Source organism: Parapedobacter tibetensis (genome assembly GCF_024704835.1).
Classification (GTDB): domain Bacteria; phylum Bacteroidota; class Bacteroidia; order Sphingobacteriales; family Sphingobacteriaceae; genus Parapedobacter; species Parapedobacter tibetensis.
In genome coordinates this window covers 122,386-140,088 of sequence record NZ_JAMXBE010000014.1, presented here as the reverse complement: position 1 = coordinate 140,088, position 17,703 = coordinate 122,386, and the positions used below count along the sequence as shown (strand labels likewise).

Sequence of the window (17,703 nt, the reverse complement as noted above, 5' to 3'; positions counted from 1 at the left end):
ATTAAATAAGTGCGCTTTTGGTTTGAAGTAAATGGGCCTTGAAGTCGAGCAAGGTCTTTTTTGCCATAAAATACGCATCGGATACCAATTCGGGATAATGCTGTATGGCATTGTACATCACGTCAATTGCATAGCTGTCATATTCATTCCCATTGAAATATAACCAGTCATTCGATAGGTATTCATGGAAATGTTCCTTGGCTTGCGCTGTCAGCACTTTTTGATACGTGACTTGTCCCATCAGATCGGCGATATAAACTTTCAACGTTTTTTCAACTTGCTTAAGCTCATTAATTTTTCGGGTTATTTCCGCAACGGGCAAGTTATATTGCATGAAATGGGTGGCCTGTAGCATATCCGTGTATGCACCATACCTTTGTTCATACTCCATATCCTGCTTTTGAAACGATTGGTAGGCAGAAACGTATGCATTTTTTTTATTCAGCGCTGTCGCTAACCGCAAGAATAAGCTGTAAATTTGGCGATCGTTATTGATGATGTGCCTCCTCGATTCCAATAATTCCTTTTCTAACCAATCAATTACCTTGCGGCAATCTTTCGCATCATATTTCACACCATCATAATCGAACGACTGGATCTGATGCGTCCCTTCAACTAATTCCATTAACGCATTTCGATCATTTTCAATTGCAATAGAAGAATAAATCAAATCCACTTTATCATCCCCAAATAAATCGGCCAACGTCACTTCACCATCTTTCATATCAGCTGATGAAACCTGCTCCATAGCGATCACACCTGGGCTTTTATTATCATAATAACCATTGAAAATTTGATGGGAAGCATTTGCTTTGGACCGTCTTACATAGGCCGCAATAAATTCCTTTTTACCTTCATGGCTTACCGTTTCTGGGAAGTTGATCGTGGAAAACAGGTGCGTAGTGATTATTCGCTGTATCGCTTTCATGTCACGAAAAACCATGCCGGCCGGCGTATAAGTTTCATTCTCCTTTATAATATTGAGCCGATTCAATGCCACCACCCGTTCTTCCATACTTGGGTGTGATGCCCATTGGTTGACGATAATCAGCTTAGACTTATTATATCGCTTCACTTGGGCAAGGGTCACTTGAGGGAATCCATGCTCGACAGGTAAATTGCTTTTAGTGGCTAGAAAATTCATGAGCCACTTCTGCTGGGGATAAACATTATGTGTGACCACCGCATCCGTTATTCGATCATTATAATAAGCCACCACACCATCCAATGCGTAATTGGCCAATTCCAACCGGAGCAACGAGGCAATGAGCGGCTGTGAACCCGCTACGCTTGCGGCCACCTCGTCTGCATGAAACTCCATTTCCCGCGATAACCCCATATGGGTGAGGTTGATCGATGAATAATTCTTTCGCAATATCCATTGGATTCCTTGGACAAGCTTTACCGCAAAGCTTACGAATATGGATAGGAAGCCACTCATCTTTGCCCATTTGGCAACTAATGATTCGTATGACTCATTTTCGTAGAGCAGGTTGTAGATGATCTGGTTTACATGATAAACATAACTTCCCACTTTCATGCTTTTCTGAGAGAAATGCCCAAACTCATGCGCCAATATAGCCTTAAATTCAAGCAACGATACCGCATTTACTAACCCAATACCTATTTGAAGGTTTTTCCTAACAGGGAAAAACATGCTCCAAAAGCTCGAATCATAAAAAACCGAGGCATTGACGTCCGATGAGAGGTAGATCCGCTTTGGAAATGTAGTTTTCACTTCTTTCACGATCTCCGAAATGAAACCAAACAGTTCAGGCGCTGTTTCCCTGGTAACCTGCACCAAATGCGTGCGGTTTATTGTATGTCTTTTTAAGATAAACTTCAAGAGGAAAATCAGCACCAATATTCCCATACTGATTAAACCAGCCCCAACCATAAATGTGTAGAAAGCAGGTTTCAGCACAACCAACATCACACCAGCATAGGCACATAGGATGGTCAACCCCATGGTCAACCCTATCAATAATAAATAGGTCAACATGAATAGCACCAACGAAAAGATGACGTTGGTAACCTTGCCTTTGAAATCAGCGGATACTGCAATTGATTTGGGTTGCATATTTTCTACCTTCCCTTATATTTATCGAATGTATAGGTTCCTATAAGTGGTTAGACTTATCACCTACCTGTTCAACTTAGGGAAGTGGCAAATCGTTATCGGCGATAAAAATAGAAACCCTAAGGAAAAATAGCAAAATAAAAATGAAAAAAAATAAAAAAACTTTTTTTGAGCTTATGCTTTTAACGCCTGTTCGATTAATTCACCATAGAATTCGGTTTCCGTCATTCCTGCTGCCCGGACCTGCTGCGGAATAAAACTTTGCGCCGTCTGGCCGGGAATGGTGTTGATTTCAATAAAATAGAATTTGTCCGTTTCCCGTTCAAGGAAGAAATCGACACGCACCATTCCCTTACAGTTAAGACGGATATAGATGGCTTTCACCAGCTTTTCCACCCTCGATCGTTGTTCCAGTGTCAAGGCAGCTGGGGTGACTTCATTGGTCAGGCCAGGCACATACTTAGCCTCAAAATCGAAAAATTCCCGTTCAGTAATCACTTCGGATGCGGGCAATACGAATAATCCATCCATACGCCGGTATACCCCTATAGAAAACTCCCTGCCTTCCACAAATTCCTCAACAATAACCTGTTTGCCTGTATTTTCGGCATTAAATGCCTTTTCGATGGCTTCAGCCAACTCGCCATCGTCCTTTACCTTAGTCATCCCTATACTGCTTCCACCCGCATTAGGCTTCACGAAATAAGGTAACGACAGCTCACGGCGCACCATATCTACAGCCTCTTCACGCTGGGCATCGAATACCTGAACCGATTTGGCAAGGTGCAGATCAGGGATACCGGCCAACACAGCCTTAGTATAAGCCTTGTTCATCGTCAACGCCGAGGTAAGGGCATCACATGAAGTATAAGGCAGCCCCACCATGTCAAAATACCCTTGCAAACGGCCATCTTCACCCGGAGACCCATGCAAGATGATAAAGGCTAAATCAAAGTGGATGGTCTGGTTATCCAATTCAAGCGTGAAATTATCCCGGTTGATCTTGTGCTTGACACCATCCGCTGCAATATGGAACCAGCTATCCAGTGTGACGACGATTTGATAAACATCGTACGTAGATTTATCCAACTGTTGGTACACGAATTGTGCACTTTTCAACGAAACTTCGGATTCGGCGGTATATCCCCCAGTAATTAATGCTATTTTTGCGTTCATGGGCTACGTTAAGTTGCGCAAACTTAGATAAACTTGTTTTGATATGCAAGTAGCATACAAAGCAAGTTATAGATTAAATATAATTTGCTATGCACAGAAAAACGAATAATTTTGCTCCGTATATTTCGTTTTATTTACAAGGCATAAACTGTGGCATGAATAGCGCTGAACAATGTGCTAAATGGTGCATAGTGCCTACATTACACGATCCAACATGGTGAAATTTTTCCAATACCTTAAGACAGAAACATTCAGAAAAAATCTTATTGGTGCACTTATCGGCTTGACCGTCTTCTTTCTGATCATTTTTTTCAGCCTCCGCCAATACACACGCCACAACGAATCCGTACTCGTTCCTGAACTTAAAGGAATCCTTGTTGATGAAGCCATAAAGAAACTGCAATCCCAAGGCTTTGAATATAACCTGGACTCCGTGTATCAAATGGACGCACGACCGGGGTTGGTTATCGAACAGGATCCGGATCCCAATACCAAGGTGAAAAAAAACCGGACACTTTATCTCACCATCATCACCCGCAATGCGCCCGAAGTGGCCTTTCCAGATTTGGTTGAGAAAACTTTTGTGGAGGCACGGGCCACATTGGGTAGCTATGGCCTCAAATTGGGTGACACTACTTATATTCCGGATATCGCACGCGATATGGTATTGGATGTGAAATTCGGTGGCGAACGACTCAATGCAGGCCGCCCGATCCCCAAAGGTTCGATCGTGGACCTCGTATTGGGTGATGGTAGAGGCGCAAATGAAGTACAGATACCTGATTTGACCGGACTTACCTTGACTGAAGTACGCTTTGCGCTCCAAGGAGCCTCATTGACCTTGGGATCGGTCAATTATATGGGGCCGGTGACAGATAGCCTTAGCACTGTGGTGGTTTCACAAACACCTACACCGGAGGATGCCAAAGTCAGTATTGGTACCCGTGTAAATATCGCGCTCGCCAACGAAGAATAGGTTGTTGCTACCGGGAGGTGATGACTTGAAAGACAGCGGTACATATCAAAAACGGTTAAAATGGAACCATCATGATTTATTTAACCACACAGGGGAATGAATAAACGGCTCAAGCCTTCTTGAACACCGTTGAAAACAGAAACAATAGTGAAAAATCTGATAGCTTCATCACCGTTAAAAACAAATTATATACAGATGAAAAAAAAGAAGAAAAGACTTTACATCAAAATCTTCCTAGGCCTTGCCCTTTTGGCGGTCATGGTGGGCGGGGTAATCGCCTATAGATACTACAAAGGTTTTTTCAATCCCAATGTTACGTCGGAAGAGGAGTACCTCTATATTTACTCACATTGGGATTTTGAGGATGTGATGACCAACATCGGTGAATTGCATCTTGTTGACGATACGACTTCCTTCCGTTGGGCAGCCAATAAGATGGATTTCCCAAACCGGGTTAAAGCCGGAAAGTACAAATTGGAACCCGGGATGAACAACCGGACACTCATCAATAAGTTGGGGGGTGGTTTTCAGGACCCCGTCAAACTCCGGTTCGAAAATATCCGACTCAAGGAAAATTTGGCCGCACTGCTTGCCAACCAGCTCGAACCTGATTCCATTGCGTTCATCAACCTGTTGAATGATGACAGCCTTGCTTCGCGATATGGATTCGAGGGAGAAAATTTCTTCAGCATGTTCATCCCTAACACTTATGAATTTTACTGGAACACCACCCCGGAAGGCTTTATCGAACGGATGCATCAGGAATACGAAAAGTTTTGGAATGATCAACGCAAGCAAAAAGCGACAGACTTGCAGCTTAACTATCAGGAAGTCAGTGTACTGGCATCTATCGTAAAAGGTGAGGCGTTGCACGTTGACGAAATGCCTACCATTGCTGGGTTATACATCAATAGGTTACGGAAAAGCATGTTGTTACAAGCCGACCCGACCGTGATTTTTGCCAACAATGATTTCACGATCAGGCGTGTGCTGTACCGCCATTTGCGCACAGATTCACCATACAACACCTATTTGTACAGGGGACTCCCGCCCGGCCCCATCATGCTACCCAGCATTGCGTCTATTGATGCGGTATTGAACCATCAACAGCACAACTATTTATACATGTGCGCAAAGGATGATTTTTCAGGATATCATAATTTTGCGGTTACACAGGCCGAACATGGTGTCAATGCGCGTAAATTCCAGCAAGCCTTAAACGAACGAAACATCAAGCGTTAATGTTTATCTTTGAAACAAAAGTGAGGGTTCGCTATGCAGAAACCGATCAAATGGGATATGTTTACTACGGCAATTATGCTGCGTATTATGAAGTGGGCCGGGCAGAAATGTTACGCAGCTTAGGCTTGTCATATAAATCGTTTGAAGCGGGAGGCATTATGATGCCCGTGATGGAGCTCCATTCCAAGTTCCTGAAACCGGCAAGGTATGACGAAGAAATAACCGTGAAGGTATATCTGAAGAAAAAGCCCAGCATTAAAATCCAGTTTGAATATGAGTTGTTTAATTCGGATGGCGACTTAATCAACACAGGAGATACCAAGCTGGTATTTATAGACATGAAACGGAATAAGCCTTGCATGCCCCCTGATTATTTCATGGATCGGTTGCAAAGGTATTTTGACTAAGCAATGAACTGGCTACACCGCTTATTACTGAAATTCAAACCGTATCACCTATTCATGGAATGGACCAAGGTTGCTGTACTACCCGGTTTTGGTTCATTGCCATTATACACGGTGGCCACTTTTTTTTTCCAGGAAATTGCCCGTGAATCCATTCTCAATAAAGCCTCTTCACTGGCTTATAATTTCATGCTCGCGATTTTTCCAGGTATCATCTTTTTATTTACGCTGATACCATACATCCCTATTGAAAATTTCCAGGAGCAACTGCTCGATTTCATGGAGATGGTGATGCCCGAAAATGCCTTCTTAACCGTGGAGTCTACACTTGAGGACATCATCAAAAACCAAAATAGTGGCTTGCTGTCCGTCGGTTTTATTTTGGCCACATTCTTCGCCACCAATGGGGTGAGTTCCTTGATGCTCGCCTTCAATAAAGCCTCTCTTGTTGTGGAAAGCCGCAGTTGGGGCCGCCAACGGCTCGTGGCGATCGGCTTGACGTTGATGATCATCATGGCTTTGGCTGTGGGGATGACGGTCTTCTCGGTGGCTGGCTACGTCATCGGATACTTGAAGGAAAACATCCAAGTAAACGCAGCATTCTGGCGTTTTATCGTCACGTCCTCCCGATGGCTTATCCTGTTCGGCATCTATTTTTTGACGGTCAGCATACTCTATAAATTTGGCCCTGCATCGTCACGGAAGTGGAAGTTTTTCAGTCCCGGAGCGATGTTAGCTACCATTTTGGCTGTACTTACCTTCTCGGGATTTGCCTATTACATTAATCATTTCGGTGCATATAATAAGCTTTATGGTTCGATTGGCACCTTGATTGTCATCATGATCTGGTTGTATTTAAACTCCTTGATTTTATTGGTCGGTTTTGAGCTGAATGCCAGTATTGCACTCTCCAAGCAAAGCATAAAGATTGTACGCCCCCGTACATTCAATGCTTTTAAAGCTTGAAAAGCGTAAAAGAAACCGAAAGGTCGCAATCACTTTTATGGTCCTTTCAGTGGTCGTTCTAGTAAAATACAATTGTCAATTGTAAAATTTGGCACACTTTTGTATAGCTATATAAGAACAATCATTCCCAACTGTCATCAAAAGGCCGTTATCAACTATAATGACAAAAAACAAAAAAAACACACCGGTTGTTAGAAAGGTATTGCTAGTCAGCTTTATCTTGTTGTTCTTGATCATCGGAGGCATATTCATCTATCAACACCGCCAATATGATGGAATCGAAAAACGGCTTGTCCATGCATACCAACTGGAAAAAATGGGCTCTGAAAGCTTGAACCACCTGCTCACCATGTTTAGTGAGGCAGAAAATCGCTTTCGGATGTATACCGTCGATTTTGATACAGCCAGCTACCATCAATACCTGACCAAACTCGATTCCGTTAAGTACCTGGTTGATTCTTTAGCATCCCTGCCATTAGCTGACAATCCATTGGCAAAACAGGTTTTTGATGTGGGTGAACGCAATCAGATTTCCCTGGAATTTATAGCGCTTAAAAGAAATGTGGAATATCTCGTATTCCACACCCAAGACTCGCTAACACAAATCCAAGATTTTTCAGCGGTATCGTCCCATTTCCAAACTATCGAGCCTGAATCTATCGTGAGAACGTCCCTTCAGGACACCTTCTACAAAAAAACCGCCGACACCATTGTACGCGAAAAGCAAGGGCTAATCCAGCGGATTTTCAACGCAAAGAATGATACCATAGTGGTAAACAGACAACAAGCACAACACATCAACACTGATCAGCTTTCCGTTATCCAAACCAATAAGGTGACTTCCGGGGCACTTAAAACCAAACGTCCCAAGCGGAGTAACAATGATGCGCTCAAGGTAGCATTTACTGATCTCCAACAAAAAGAACGGCAGCTGATAAACCGAAATTTGCAACTACTGGGAGATATTAAGAGCCATATGTACAAAATCAAATCATTGGAAAATAAGGTGCTCCGTGCTGCAGAGGAAACTGATTTTGCGCTTTTCCGAAAAAATGCAGGAACATTCAGAAACCAATTGATTTTTGCACTTTCCCTTATGCTCTTGATGATACTGTCCTTGATTTATTACGATCGGTATGCCTCGTCCTATGAGCGACGCTTATACCAAGAAAAAGACTATGCATCCAAACTTGCGGAAGAGAAGACCAGCGTGTTGGCCAACATCAGCCATGAGATACGGACGCCGCTCAATTCCCTATTGGGAATCATCGACCTACTCAAAAGCAGGACAACCTCAAAAAATCCGGATGAAAAGCTGGTTGATTCGGCTTATTATTCCATCAATGTGATCAGCAGTACCATCAACGATATCTTAAGTCTCAGCAAACTTGAAACCTCAAATAAAGGGAGTATCGTGATGGATTTTTTCTCACCTGAACGAACTTGCCGGGAAGTCATTTCGCTTCATAAAAACCAAGCGGAGCTTAAAGATTTGGAAATAAGAACCGAAATCGATATCGACCCCAAGTTAGGCATTTTCAGTAATGAATTCCGGGTCAGGCAAATCGCTTCCAATTTTGTCAGCAACGCAATCAAATATTCTCATAGCGGTGATATCGTTTTCCGAGCATCCATTTTGAAGGCCAATGATTGGCAGTCTCTCCATATTGAGGTGGAGGATTCCGGGTTAGGCATTTCCGAGCAATATAGACGGCAAATCTTCCGGAAATACTACACGGTAAATAACCATTCGGGTGGTTTTGGTTTAGGGCTTTACATTTCAAAAGTCATGGCTGAAGAGCTTGGCGGAAAGATCAATTTTAGAAGTAAACTTGGTAAGGGATCGACTTTTTATATGGATATCCCCTTCGAAAAGACCATGGTGAAGGCACGTGAACAACGGACACCAAGGCTCTCGGATCTTTCCAAGGATCTGGGCATTCTGATCGTGGATGACAATCCCATCAACATTCTCTACATGAAGCAGTTTTTCACAGGGTTCAAGCGTATCCATACCGTAAATAGTGGGAAAGATGCGCTGCAAGTGTTGGAGCAGCATGCCTTTGATATTGTCATTACTGATATCAACATGCCTGATATGCGAGGCGATCAATTGCTGCAAAACATTCGATCCCGCCAAGATTACCAACAGGTCAAGATATTGGCCATATCAGCCGATTTCGCCACCTTAGGCCAGCCGAAAGAACAAGGAAACGCGATTACTTTTGACGGTTATATTGAAAAGCCCTTCACGGAAAGCGAGTTGGTGAAAGCATTGCTCGGCGCCCTTAAACATTACGAAGTTTAGGAAAAGATGAGGGGAAACCTCATCGGTTTACACGCTGAAAAAACAATGAGGTTTCGCTATCAAATTAATTTAGAGAATCCTATCGTTATTGTTGGATAGGGAGCACCAACGTACTATCGGTAGGTGTCGAGCTCGTATCCGGCGCGGCACTGTTTTCAGGCGCCTTGTCGATCAGCTCCATGAACTGGTCAAGCTTCGGCGTTATGATGATTTGGGTACGACGGTTACGTGTTTTTCCGCTTTCCGTATCATTACTGGCCACTGGATTGTATTCGCCTCGTCCGCCCGCAGTAAGGCGCTTGGGGTTCACACCGTAGTCGTTTTGTAAGGCCTGTACAACAGATGAACCGCGCAATGCACTTAAATCCCAGTTGTTGCGGATGTTCGTTTGTGAAATAGGCACATTGTCCGTATTACCTTCCACCAGCACATCGTAGTCTTTATAATCCATGATGATCTTGGCGATTTTGCTAAGTGTTTCCCCTGCCTTTTCGGAGATTTCATAACTTCCGGACTTATACAGCATATTATCCGAAAGGGAGATATAAACCACACCTTTTAATACCTGCACATCTACGTCCTGCATCTCTTCCCGACTCAGCGAACGGGTCAGTCTGTTGGTCAACACCATATTGAGTGAGTCGCTTTTGTTTTTGGTATTTACCAAGTGCTGGATATATCGGTTGGAAGCATTGATCTCGTCTACCAGTTTGGAAATATTCACGTTCCCCTGATTGGTTGAGGCAAGGCATTGGTTAAGCGCTTCTTGCAAAGCTTTTACGTTGGCACGCTCCGAAGCTATCTGGTCTTCCAGGCTTTTCACCTGGGTATTCGCGGAAGTAAGTTGCTGCTGCGCATCCTGATAGCGCTTGTTCAGCTCCTGTTCCTTGTTACGCATTTCATCGTAACTTGCCTGCAGCGACTGGTACTTCTTGTTGCTCACGCATCCGGACAACAGCAATACCATAGCCATGATGGCCATTCCTACGTATATTGGCATTCGTTTCATAACATGTTCTCCTTTCATTTTCTATTCTTTCCCTTATGTTATGCCAACTTGATGCCAAAAATGTTTCGTCGCCCGAATCTCATCCTGAAAACGATCGTAGGAGGGCGGTAACACCGCCAGTGATGGGGTTGGGGAGCGAAAAATAAGCTCCGCTCCTCAGGAATAATTACATGCAATAAGGTTGATAACCGGGCAACAAAATAAAATAATAACTCCCTAAATAAAAGTTTTTTGTATCTTTGCAGTCCTGATAAAAATCAGGAAAAGGAGACAAATTAATTAATGGCAAAAAAACAAGAAGCAGAAAAGGAACTAGCAGCGAAAAAAGCTGAACTTCAAGACACCGAGGACACCTTGGTGAAAGAAAGGGAAGACATCGAGTCGGAAGCCGATTCGAAATTCATTGACGAAATCAAGTCGACCACTTGGAGCACCCCCGACAGTGATTTTGATTGGGAAAAAGACGAGAAAGGTTTCGGCAACTACAGTGACGAAGAACGCACGAAGTTGGAAGACCTCTATGCCGGTACATTCAACTCGGTCAACAGGGGCGAAATCGTACAGGGCACAGTCGTGTCCATCAACAACAAAGACGTCGTATTGAACATAGGTTTCAAGTCAGACGGTTTGGTATCTCTTTCTGAATTCCGTGACACCCCGGATTTGAAGGTTGGAGATGTGGTAGACGTTTTCGTCGAATCACAGGAAGATGCCAACGGACAGTTGGTCCTTTCACGCAAGCGTGCCAAAACCCAGAAATCATGGGAAGAAATCAATGAAGCGCTTGAAAATGACACCATCATCGACGGTTTTGTAAAAAGCCGTACCAAAGGTGGCTTAATTGTGGACATCAAAGGTGTAGAAGCTTTCTTGCCTGGATCACAAATCGACATTAAACCTATACGCGACTACGACATCTATGTAGGTAAAACTATGGAATTCAAGGTGGTAAAAATCAACCATGAATTCAAGAACGTCGTCGTATCTCATAAAGTACTCATCGAGGACGATTTAGAAAATCAAAAATCTGAAATTGTTTCCAAACTCGAAAAAGGACAAGTACTGGAAGGTACAGTCAAAAACATCACCGATTTCGGTGTGTTCATCGATCTTGGCGGCGTAGACGGCTTGCTGCATATTACAGATATTTCATGGGGTCGCATTGAGCACCCGAGAGAAGTATTGTCATTGGACCAAACTACCAATGTGGTGGTGCTGGATTTCGACGACGAGAAGAAACGTATCGCCCTGGGTCTGAAACAACTGACAGAACATCCATGGGAATCATTGGATACTTCCCTGGAAATAGGTTCAAAGGTAAAAGGCAAAATCGTAACCGTAGCCGATTACGGTGCATTCCTCGAAATTACCCCCGGGGTGGAAGGTTTGATACACGTATCCGAAATGTCATGGTCGCAGAATTTGCGTAGCCCGCAGGAATTCCTTAAGGTGGGCGACGAGGTGGAAGCACAAGTGCTCACGTTGGACCGCGACGACCGCAAGATGAGCCTCGGCATCAAACAACTGACACCTGACCCTTGGAAAAACATCGCGGAGCGCTATCCAATAGGATCCAAGCAAAAAGCCGTGGTGAAAAACATGACCAATTTCGGTGTATTTGTAGAGCTTGAAGAAGGAATTGATGGATTAATCCACATCTCCGACCTTTCTTGGTCCAAGAAAATCAACCATCCCAATGAGTTCACCAAGGTAGGTGAAAAATTGGAAGTAGTTGTATTGGAACTCGATGAGGAAAACCGCAAGTTGAGCCTTGGGCATAAACAACTGGAAGAAAACCCATGGGATACCTTTGAGACGATTTTCACACTTGACTCCATCCATCAGGGAACGGTAATTAAAGTAGGTGAAAAAGGCAATATCGTAGCGCTTCCTTATGGCGTAGAAGGTTTCTGCCCTGCCAAACACAGTGTGAAAGAAGATGGTAGCGTCTTGAAAGCGGATGAAATCGCTGATTTCAAAATCATTGAATTCAACAAAGACAACAAACGTCTGGTTATTTCTCATTCCCGAATCTGGGAAGATAAAAGAGCCGAAGCACGTATGGAAGAATTCAATAGCCGCAAGAAAGAAGCGAAGGCAGCTTCGTCAGCCGTGAAGAAAGTGAAGGAATCCGTAGAAAAATCCACTTTAGGGGATTTGGGTGTCCTTGCACAATTGAAAGAACAATTGGAAGGCGAAGAAAGCGGCAAAAAAACCAAAAAGTAAGCACTGATCATTCATTGCTGAATAGCATAACATGCTCCCTCGTTCAAAGCGGGGGAGCATTTTTTTACTATTTACAGCTTCTTGATTTGGTAAAATAACTGGCGCAATGTATCCTCGCGGTTTTTCGTTATAGCAATTTTGGTGTGGTCAATCATCTCCAATGTCCCCCCACTTTCCTTTAATATCTTAATAACAAAATTTGGGTTAATCATATGCGAGTGGTGCACCCTGATGAAGCCATGATTCGAAAGCAGGTGCTCTACCTCTTTTAAGGTGCGACAGGCCACGTGGTGTTTAAAATCCCGATCAATAATATGTGTGTAGTTACGATCTGCCTCACACCGGATGATGTCCCTGAAATGGATTACTTCATATCCGTCCAACGTAGGGATGGCCATCCGATCAGGCTTCACAGTGGGGGTGGACAGGAATGCGGTCAGCTGTTCCAATTGTGCGGCATGCAAACGTTTATGACCCTTCGTCTCCCATTTACAGATAGATTTCTGCAAATCCTGTGGCATCAAGGGTTTCAACAGATAATCTAACGCATTATAGCCGAATGCCTGCACAGCATATTGGTCATAAGCTGTAAGGAAGATCACATCGAAAGGCAGTTCATCAGCATACTTTATGCGCAAGTTTTCCAATAATTTGAAGCCCGAATATGGCACCATCTCCACATCCAAAAACAGGATATCAAAATTACCGTCTTCATCCATGCAGTTGATAAATCTTTCCGGGTTTTCATACGCATTAATGATATCCACATTAGGGCAGGCCTCCATGGCAATTGCCCTGAAACTATCGATGGCATGGTGCTCATCATCTACGATTATGGCTTTTATTGTATCCATATGGGTAAAAATTACGGTTGTCCATTAAAATTATAGCTATTCATTATCAGAGAAGATAAATCTTACCGCTGTGCCCATCACCTCCCCGTTGTCCGAAGCCACCTCTTTGACCTCCATCTTGATTCCTACACCCTCCCTTTCATTATAAATCGCCAATCGCTCCAGGGTCATGCTTAAACCTAACATCGTACTTTTAAGCGGGTCTTCTGCACGTAGTATATGTGACTTACTAAGCCCTATACCATTATCTGTTACGGTGAGGTAATATCTTTGTTGCTGCCCCTCCAGTGAAATAGTAATGTTTTTCTGTTCCTTCCCGCTTGGCCGCAATCCATGCTTGATTGCATTTTCCACGATGGGCTGCAATAACCGGGGTGGTACTTCAATCTCATGGAGGTTGATGCTTTCATCCACCTTGATATCGAAATGGAAGCCCGTGCCCAATCGCAACCTCTCTATGGATAAATAATGCTTGACGCTTTCGAGTTCATCAGCCAATGAAATACTGTCCTTACGGCCGTTAATGAGGCTCGTCCGGAGCAACAATGCCAAGGCGTTCATATAATTCAAGGCCTCCTCCTTTTGGTCTTTCATCATCAAATCACGCACGGCGTTGATGCCGTTGAATAAGAAATGTGGATTCATCTGTGCCTCTAATGATCTTATACTGATTTGTTGAATACGTTTTTCCATTTCTGCCTGTGCGATCACTTTTTCATCCCGTTGCTTTCGTATCAATTGGCTGTAATACCCCAAAGCAAACGAAAAGCAGATGGTTTCGCCCACAATACCGACTTGTAGAACTGTCCCTGAATAGATTTCATGCATACCAAGATGTAATATGCCGATGGTGAAATCGATGGCAACCGAAACAACCACTCCAAAAAGCAAGAACACATTGGCAATAAGGAAAAATGGTTTTACGGGGCTTCTTATACGAATGATAATGATTACCAGAAGAATCACATAGACCGGCAAGAAAAATATCCGGAAAGAAAATGCAGCCAGCGATATAACTTGTCCTGAAACATCCAGCAACTGGGTAAACATCTGGAATAGACCGTATAGTCCAAGCAGCAAGATGACCCACCGGAGCAAGTGCTTCAGTATGCGGTCCTGCTTACTCATGTCCAATAGCGCGTCAGCAAAGAAAATGTAAAAGACAAACATCCAAGCAACGGCTGTCTCATTGAAATAACGCAGGTATGACAATTGATTTACCAAACTCTGTGCATAGCCAAAAAATTCATTCTCTAGACTAAAACAGAAGACCAAAGCCACAAAGAGGTATATGGTGTATAGCGTAAATACACGTTGTTTTGCTACAATAGCGTAAAACAAGAAAAAAAGGAAAATAAACGACAGAAAACCGATACCGAGTGTGTTCACCAACATTTGAAGGCCATTCCTATTCCGGGTTTGATAGATGTATTCGTAAACGGCGCCCACGGATAGCAGGTGAATGTTACCCTGCGCTGTATTTGTTGTTCCTAGCCACAAGCGATAAGTGCTGTCACGCGACAAGGGAATCGTGCTGATGTAAGGAAAATCGGGGAAATATTGATATCGGGAATAGTGTTGTGAACCCGTCGTATCGGCATACATCAACTCCCCTGCTTGGTTGTAGAGATAATTTAGTGTACGTCCGTATCGACTGTTAACCATGAATAAGGTATCATCCGAAGTCCGATCATTTACCAACGAGAAAGAAAACCACCGTAACGTTTTATACTGGCCCTGAGCCACTTTTGCCTCCGCTGGCAGCCCCATGGCTTGGCCGGTGTATGTCACATCGGATTTGCTTATAACAATACGCCCTTCTATATGGCTGGTCCGCAGTGTATCATCTGCCACCGCGGCGGGGACAGCCTTGCAACCAAAACTGGCTATGATAACAAGCAAAACCTTAAGCATTCGCATTATCCGTAAAGATAGGTAATAAATGTCCGTCGCGGAAAACCGTTGCTCAGTGAACAAAAGCAACGGTATACCAAAGGACATGAATGGCTAAGTATCGTAAAAAGAGGAAGGCTAACCCATCGTTTTATGCATCTGCATAACCATTGCACTAAGCATACCCATAGGAATCAAATGATACTTCAAAAATCCGTAGGAGTTTGTAGTAAAACCAATATCTCATCTTGCAAGGTGTGGGGTTGAACGACAAATACAAGAAGTGATGTAAAAGAACTTAAAAACCTAACAGGTTTCATAAACCTGTTAGGTTTATTTACAATTACTTACAAATGTTCAATAATTGCATTAAGCGTTTTGCTGGGTCGCATGGCCGTCCCTGCCAAATCATCATCTACAAAATAGTAACCACCGATATCTTGTGCTTTACCCTGAACAGCAATCAATTCCTGGTTAATTTGGGATTCGTTTTCCAGTAATTTGCCCGCCACGGGGGTAAATAGGGCTTTGAGCTCGGCATCCTTATCTTGCGCAGCCAATGCTTCCGCCCAATATAGTGCCAGGTAAAAGTGGGAACCTCGATTATCTATCTGGCCCACTTTTCGTGCGGGTGATTTATCATGCTCCAAAAACTTTTCCGTAGCGGCATCCAGTGTTTCCGAAAGAATCAATGCCTTGGCATTATCTTGAGTTTGGGCCACATGCTCCAAAGAAACAGCCAATGCAAGAAACTCTCCTAAAGAATCCCAGCGCAGGTATCCTTCTTGGAGGAATTGTTCCACGTGTTTGGGAGCAGATCCACCCGCACCGGTTTCGAACAAGCCACCACCATTCATCAACGGAACGATAGACAGCATTTTCGCAGAAGTACCCAATTCCAAGATGGGGAATAAATCCGTTAAGTAATCTCTCAACACGTTGCCCGTTACGGAAATTGTGTCTTCGCCATTACGGATACGGGCTAAAGAAAATTTGGTTGCCTCTACAGGGTTCAGAATCCGAATATCCAGTCCAACGGTATCATGCTCTTTGAGATAGGCATTGACCTTTTCTATGATTTGCCGATCATGTGCCCGTTGCTCATCCAGCCAGAAAACAGCAGGAATATCCGAGTTCCTTGCACGGTTTACAGCCAGTTTTACCCAGTCTCGAATCGGTGCATCCTTTGTTTGACACATCCTGAAAATATCGCCTTCTTCCACTTGCTGATCCATCAGTACATTTCCTTCTACATCGACAACTTGTATGGTTCCTTTGGCCGTTGCCCAAAATGTCTTGTCGTGTGACCCATATTCCTCAGCTTTTTGCGCCATCAAGCCAACATTAGAAACCGACCCCATGGTGGCTGGGTTGAAAGCCCCATGTTGTTTGCAGTTATCAATAGTTGCGGCATATACACCCGCATAACAACGATCCGGGATAAGCGCAAAGGTATCTTGTAATTCGCCGGCTTTATTCCACATCTTGCCCGAGCTGCGAATCATCGCTGGCATGGAAGCGTCTACAATAATATCGGAAGGAACATGCAGATTGGTAATGCCTTTATCCGAATTGACCATGGCCAAATCCGGTCCGCTTTCAAGGGCCTCCGCAAGTGCCACTTTTATTTCATCCTCCTGAGCATGCCCAGTGATTTTAGCATAAACCTCACCTAAACCATTTCTGGTATCAATTCCTAATTCGGCAAACAAGTTAGCATATTTCGTAAATACACGTTGAAAATAGACCTCCACAATAGCTCCGAAAATGATGGGATCTGATACTTTCATCATGGTTGCTTTCAAGTGTGCAGACAACAGTACACCAGCATTCTTGGCTGCATTGATCTCCTGGGCCACGAAACTTTTTAGCTGCTTAATGCTCATCCTTGAGCAGTCGACAACCTCTCCTGCCAGTAAAGGTGCTTGCGCTTTCAATGTTGTTTTCGTACCATTCTCGTCCACAAATTCAATGGTGAATGTGGTAGCTTGTGGTATCGTAATCGATTTTTCACTGCCGTAAAAATCACCTGCTGACATGGACACTACTCGTGTTTTGGAATCGGGTGTCCATGCTCCCATGGAATGCGGATGTTGCTTAGCGTAGTTTTTAACCGCCCTTGGGGCACGGCGGTCGGAATTTCCCTCTCTCAATACCGGATTCACAGCAGATCCCAAGACTTTGGCGTATCGCGCTTTGATGGCCTTCTCCTCATCCGTCTTTGGTTCTTCGGGATAACGAGGCACGGTATAACCCTTGGCCTGAAGCTCCGAGATGGCCACTTTCAACTGCGGTATGGAAGCCGAAATATTCGGTAATTTGATGATGTTGGCTTCGGGTGTAGTTGCCAATTGCCCCAGCTCACCGAGGGTATCACCAATTTTTTGGTTATCAGCAAGGTAATCAGGGAAATTGGCAAGGATCCTGCCTGCTAAAGAAATATCCTTTTCTTCTACCGCTATTCCTGCTGGGCTTGTAAATGCTTTAACAATAGGTAAAAATGAATACGTTGCTAACGCTGGTGCTTCATCAGTCTTTGTGTAAAGAATCTTAACGCTTTTTGACATAT

Annotated in this window: 12 protein-coding genes; 6 read left to right on the top strand and 6 right to left on the bottom strand. The window is 43.8% G+C overall.

Annotated elements, in window-relative coordinates; all coding sequences use genetic code 11:
• Nucleotide 1: 1 nt before the first annotated feature.
• Together NF543_RS19755 and NF543_RS19750 are read right to left on the bottom strand one after the other, a co-directional pair.
• Nucleotides 2-2,080, bottom strand: coding sequence for a M48 family metalloprotease (locus NF543_RS19755; protein WP_257669867.1), 2,079 nt, complete (start codon nt 2,078-2,080; stop codon nt 2-4).
• 174 nt (nt 2,081-2,254) lie between these two features.
• Nucleotides 2,255-3,256 carry a D-alanine--D-alanine ligase gene (locus NF543_RS19750; RefSeq protein ID WP_257669868.1) on the bottom strand — a complete coding sequence of 334 codons (1,002 nt, stop codon included), beginning with the start codon at nt 3,254-3,256 and terminating at the stop codon, nt 2,255-2,257.
• Between the two features lie 214 nt (nt 3,257-3,470).
• On the opposite strand from NF543_RS19750, the gene NF543_RS19745 reads away from it, so the two are divergent.
• The 5 genes from NF543_RS19745 (at nt 3,471) to NF543_RS19725 (ending at nt 9,152) form a co-directional block, all read left to right on the top strand.
• Nucleotides 3,471-4,232: a PASTA domain-containing protein gene (locus NF543_RS19745; RefSeq protein ID WP_257669869.1), complete on the top strand. Its 762-nt coding sequence runs from the start codon at nt 3,471-3,473 to the stop codon at nt 4,230-4,232.
• 195 nt (nt 4,233-4,427) lie between these two features.
• Nucleotides 4,428-5,474, top strand: a complete 1,047-nt coding sequence (gene mltG, locus NF543_RS19740; protein ID WP_257669870.1) for an endolytic transglycosylase MltG — start codon at nt 4,428-4,430, stop codon at nt 5,472-5,474.
• Nucleotides 5,474-5,881 carry an acyl-CoA thioesterase gene (locus NF543_RS19735; protein ID WP_257669871.1) on the top strand — a complete coding sequence of 136 codons (408 nt, stop codon included), beginning with the start codon at nt 5,474-5,476 and terminating at the stop codon, nt 5,879-5,881. The genes mltG and NF543_RS19735 overlap by 1 nt, the downstream gene beginning before the upstream one ends.
• A gap of 3 nt (nt 5,882-5,884) precedes the next feature.
• Nucleotides 5,885-6,844: a YihY/virulence factor BrkB family protein gene (locus NF543_RS19730; RefSeq protein WP_257669872.1), complete on the top strand. Its 960-nt coding sequence runs from the start codon at nt 5,885-5,887 to the stop codon at nt 6,842-6,844.
• Nucleotides 6,845-7,004: 160 nt separating this feature from the next.
• Nucleotides 7,005-9,152: an ATP-binding protein gene (locus tag NF543_RS19725; RefSeq protein WP_257669873.1), complete on the top strand. Its 2,148-nt coding sequence runs from the start codon at nt 7,005-7,007 to the stop codon at nt 9,150-9,152.
• Between the two features lie 85 nt (nt 9,153-9,237).
• Here NF543_RS19725 and NF543_RS19720 read toward each other — a convergent pair whose 3' ends face one another.
• On the bottom strand, nt 9,238-10,152 hold the full coding sequence (locus NF543_RS19720) for an OmpA family protein (RefSeq protein ID WP_257669954.1): 915 nt from the start codon (nt 10,150-10,152) through the stop codon (nt 9,238-9,240).
• Between the two features lie 291 nt (nt 10,153-10,443).
• On the opposite strand from NF543_RS19720, the gene rpsA reads away from it, so the two are divergent.
• On the top strand, nt 10,444-12,387 hold the full coding sequence (gene rpsA, locus NF543_RS19715; protein WP_257669874.1) for a 30S ribosomal protein S1: 1,944 nt from the start codon (nt 10,444-10,446) through the stop codon (nt 12,385-12,387).
• A 71-nt stretch (nt 12,388-12,458) separates the two neighbouring features.
• Here the strand turns inward: rpsA and NF543_RS19710 are convergent, their stop codons facing one another.
• From NF543_RS19710 to NF543_RS19700, 3 genes are all read right to left on the bottom strand, one after another.
• Nucleotides 12,459-13,241: a LytR/AlgR family response regulator transcription factor gene (locus NF543_RS19710; RefSeq protein WP_257669875.1), complete on the bottom strand. Its 783-nt coding sequence runs from the start codon at nt 13,239-13,241 to the stop codon at nt 12,459-12,461.
• Between the two features lie 36 nt (nt 13,242-13,277).
• Nucleotides 13,278-15,155 (bottom strand): sensor histidine kinase, encoded by a 1,878-nt coding sequence (locus NF543_RS19705; protein WP_257669876.1) that lies wholly within the window; start codon nt 15,153-15,155, stop codon nt 13,278-13,280.
• Nucleotides 15,156-15,481: 326 nt separating this feature from the next.
• Nucleotides 15,482-17,701 carry an NADP-dependent isocitrate dehydrogenase gene (locus tag NF543_RS19700; RefSeq protein WP_257669877.1) on the bottom strand — a complete coding sequence of 740 codons (2,220 nt, stop codon included), beginning with the start codon at nt 17,699-17,701 and terminating at the stop codon, nt 15,482-15,484.
• Between the last annotated feature and the right edge of the window lie 2 nt (nt 17,702-17,703).

Excerpts from the sequence above, each read along its gene's own strand:
- NF543_RS19755 (WP_257669867.1), bottom strand. The coding sequence starts at position 2,080 with ATGCAACCCAAATCAATTGCAGTATCCGCTGATTTCAAAGGCAAGGTT.
- NF543_RS19750 (WP_257669868.1), bottom strand. The coding sequence starts at position 3,256 with ATGAACGCAAAAATAGCATTAATTACTGGGGGATATACCGCCGAATCC.
- NF543_RS19745 (WP_257669869.1), top strand. The coding sequence starts at position 3,471 with ATGGTGAAATTTTTCCAATACCTTAAGACAGAAACATTCAGAAAAAAT.
- mltG (WP_257669870.1), top strand. The coding sequence starts at position 4,428 with ATGAAAAAAAAGAAGAAAAGACTTTACATCAAAATCTTCCTAGGCCTT.
- NF543_RS19735 (WP_257669871.1), top strand. The coding sequence starts at position 5,474 with ATGTTTATCTTTGAAACAAAAGTGAGGGTTCGCTATGCAGAAACCGAT.
- NF543_RS19730 (WP_257669872.1), top strand. The coding sequence starts at position 5,885 with ATGAACTGGCTACACCGCTTATTACTGAAATTCAAACCGTATCACCTA.
- NF543_RS19725 (WP_257669873.1), top strand. The coding sequence starts at position 7,005 with ATGACAAAAAACAAAAAAAACACACCGGTTGTTAGAAAGGTATTGCTA.
- NF543_RS19720 (WP_257669954.1), bottom strand. The coding sequence starts at position 10,152 with ATGCCAATATACGTAGGAATGGCCATCATGGCTATGGTATTGCTGTTG.
- rpsA (WP_257669874.1), top strand. The coding sequence starts at position 10,444 with ATGGCAAAAAAACAAGAAGCAGAAAAGGAACTAGCAGCGAAAAAAGCT.
- NF543_RS19710 (WP_257669875.1), bottom strand. The coding sequence starts at position 13,241 with ATGGATACAATAAAAGCCATAATCGTAGATGATGAGCACCATGCCATC.
- NF543_RS19705 (WP_257669876.1), bottom strand. The coding sequence starts at position 15,155 with ATGCTTAAGGTTTTGCTTGTTATCATAGCCAGTTTTGGTTGCAAGGCT.
- NF543_RS19700 (WP_257669877.1), bottom strand. The coding sequence starts at position 17,701 with ATGTCAAAAAGCGTTAAGATTCTTTACACAAAGACTGATGAAGCACCA.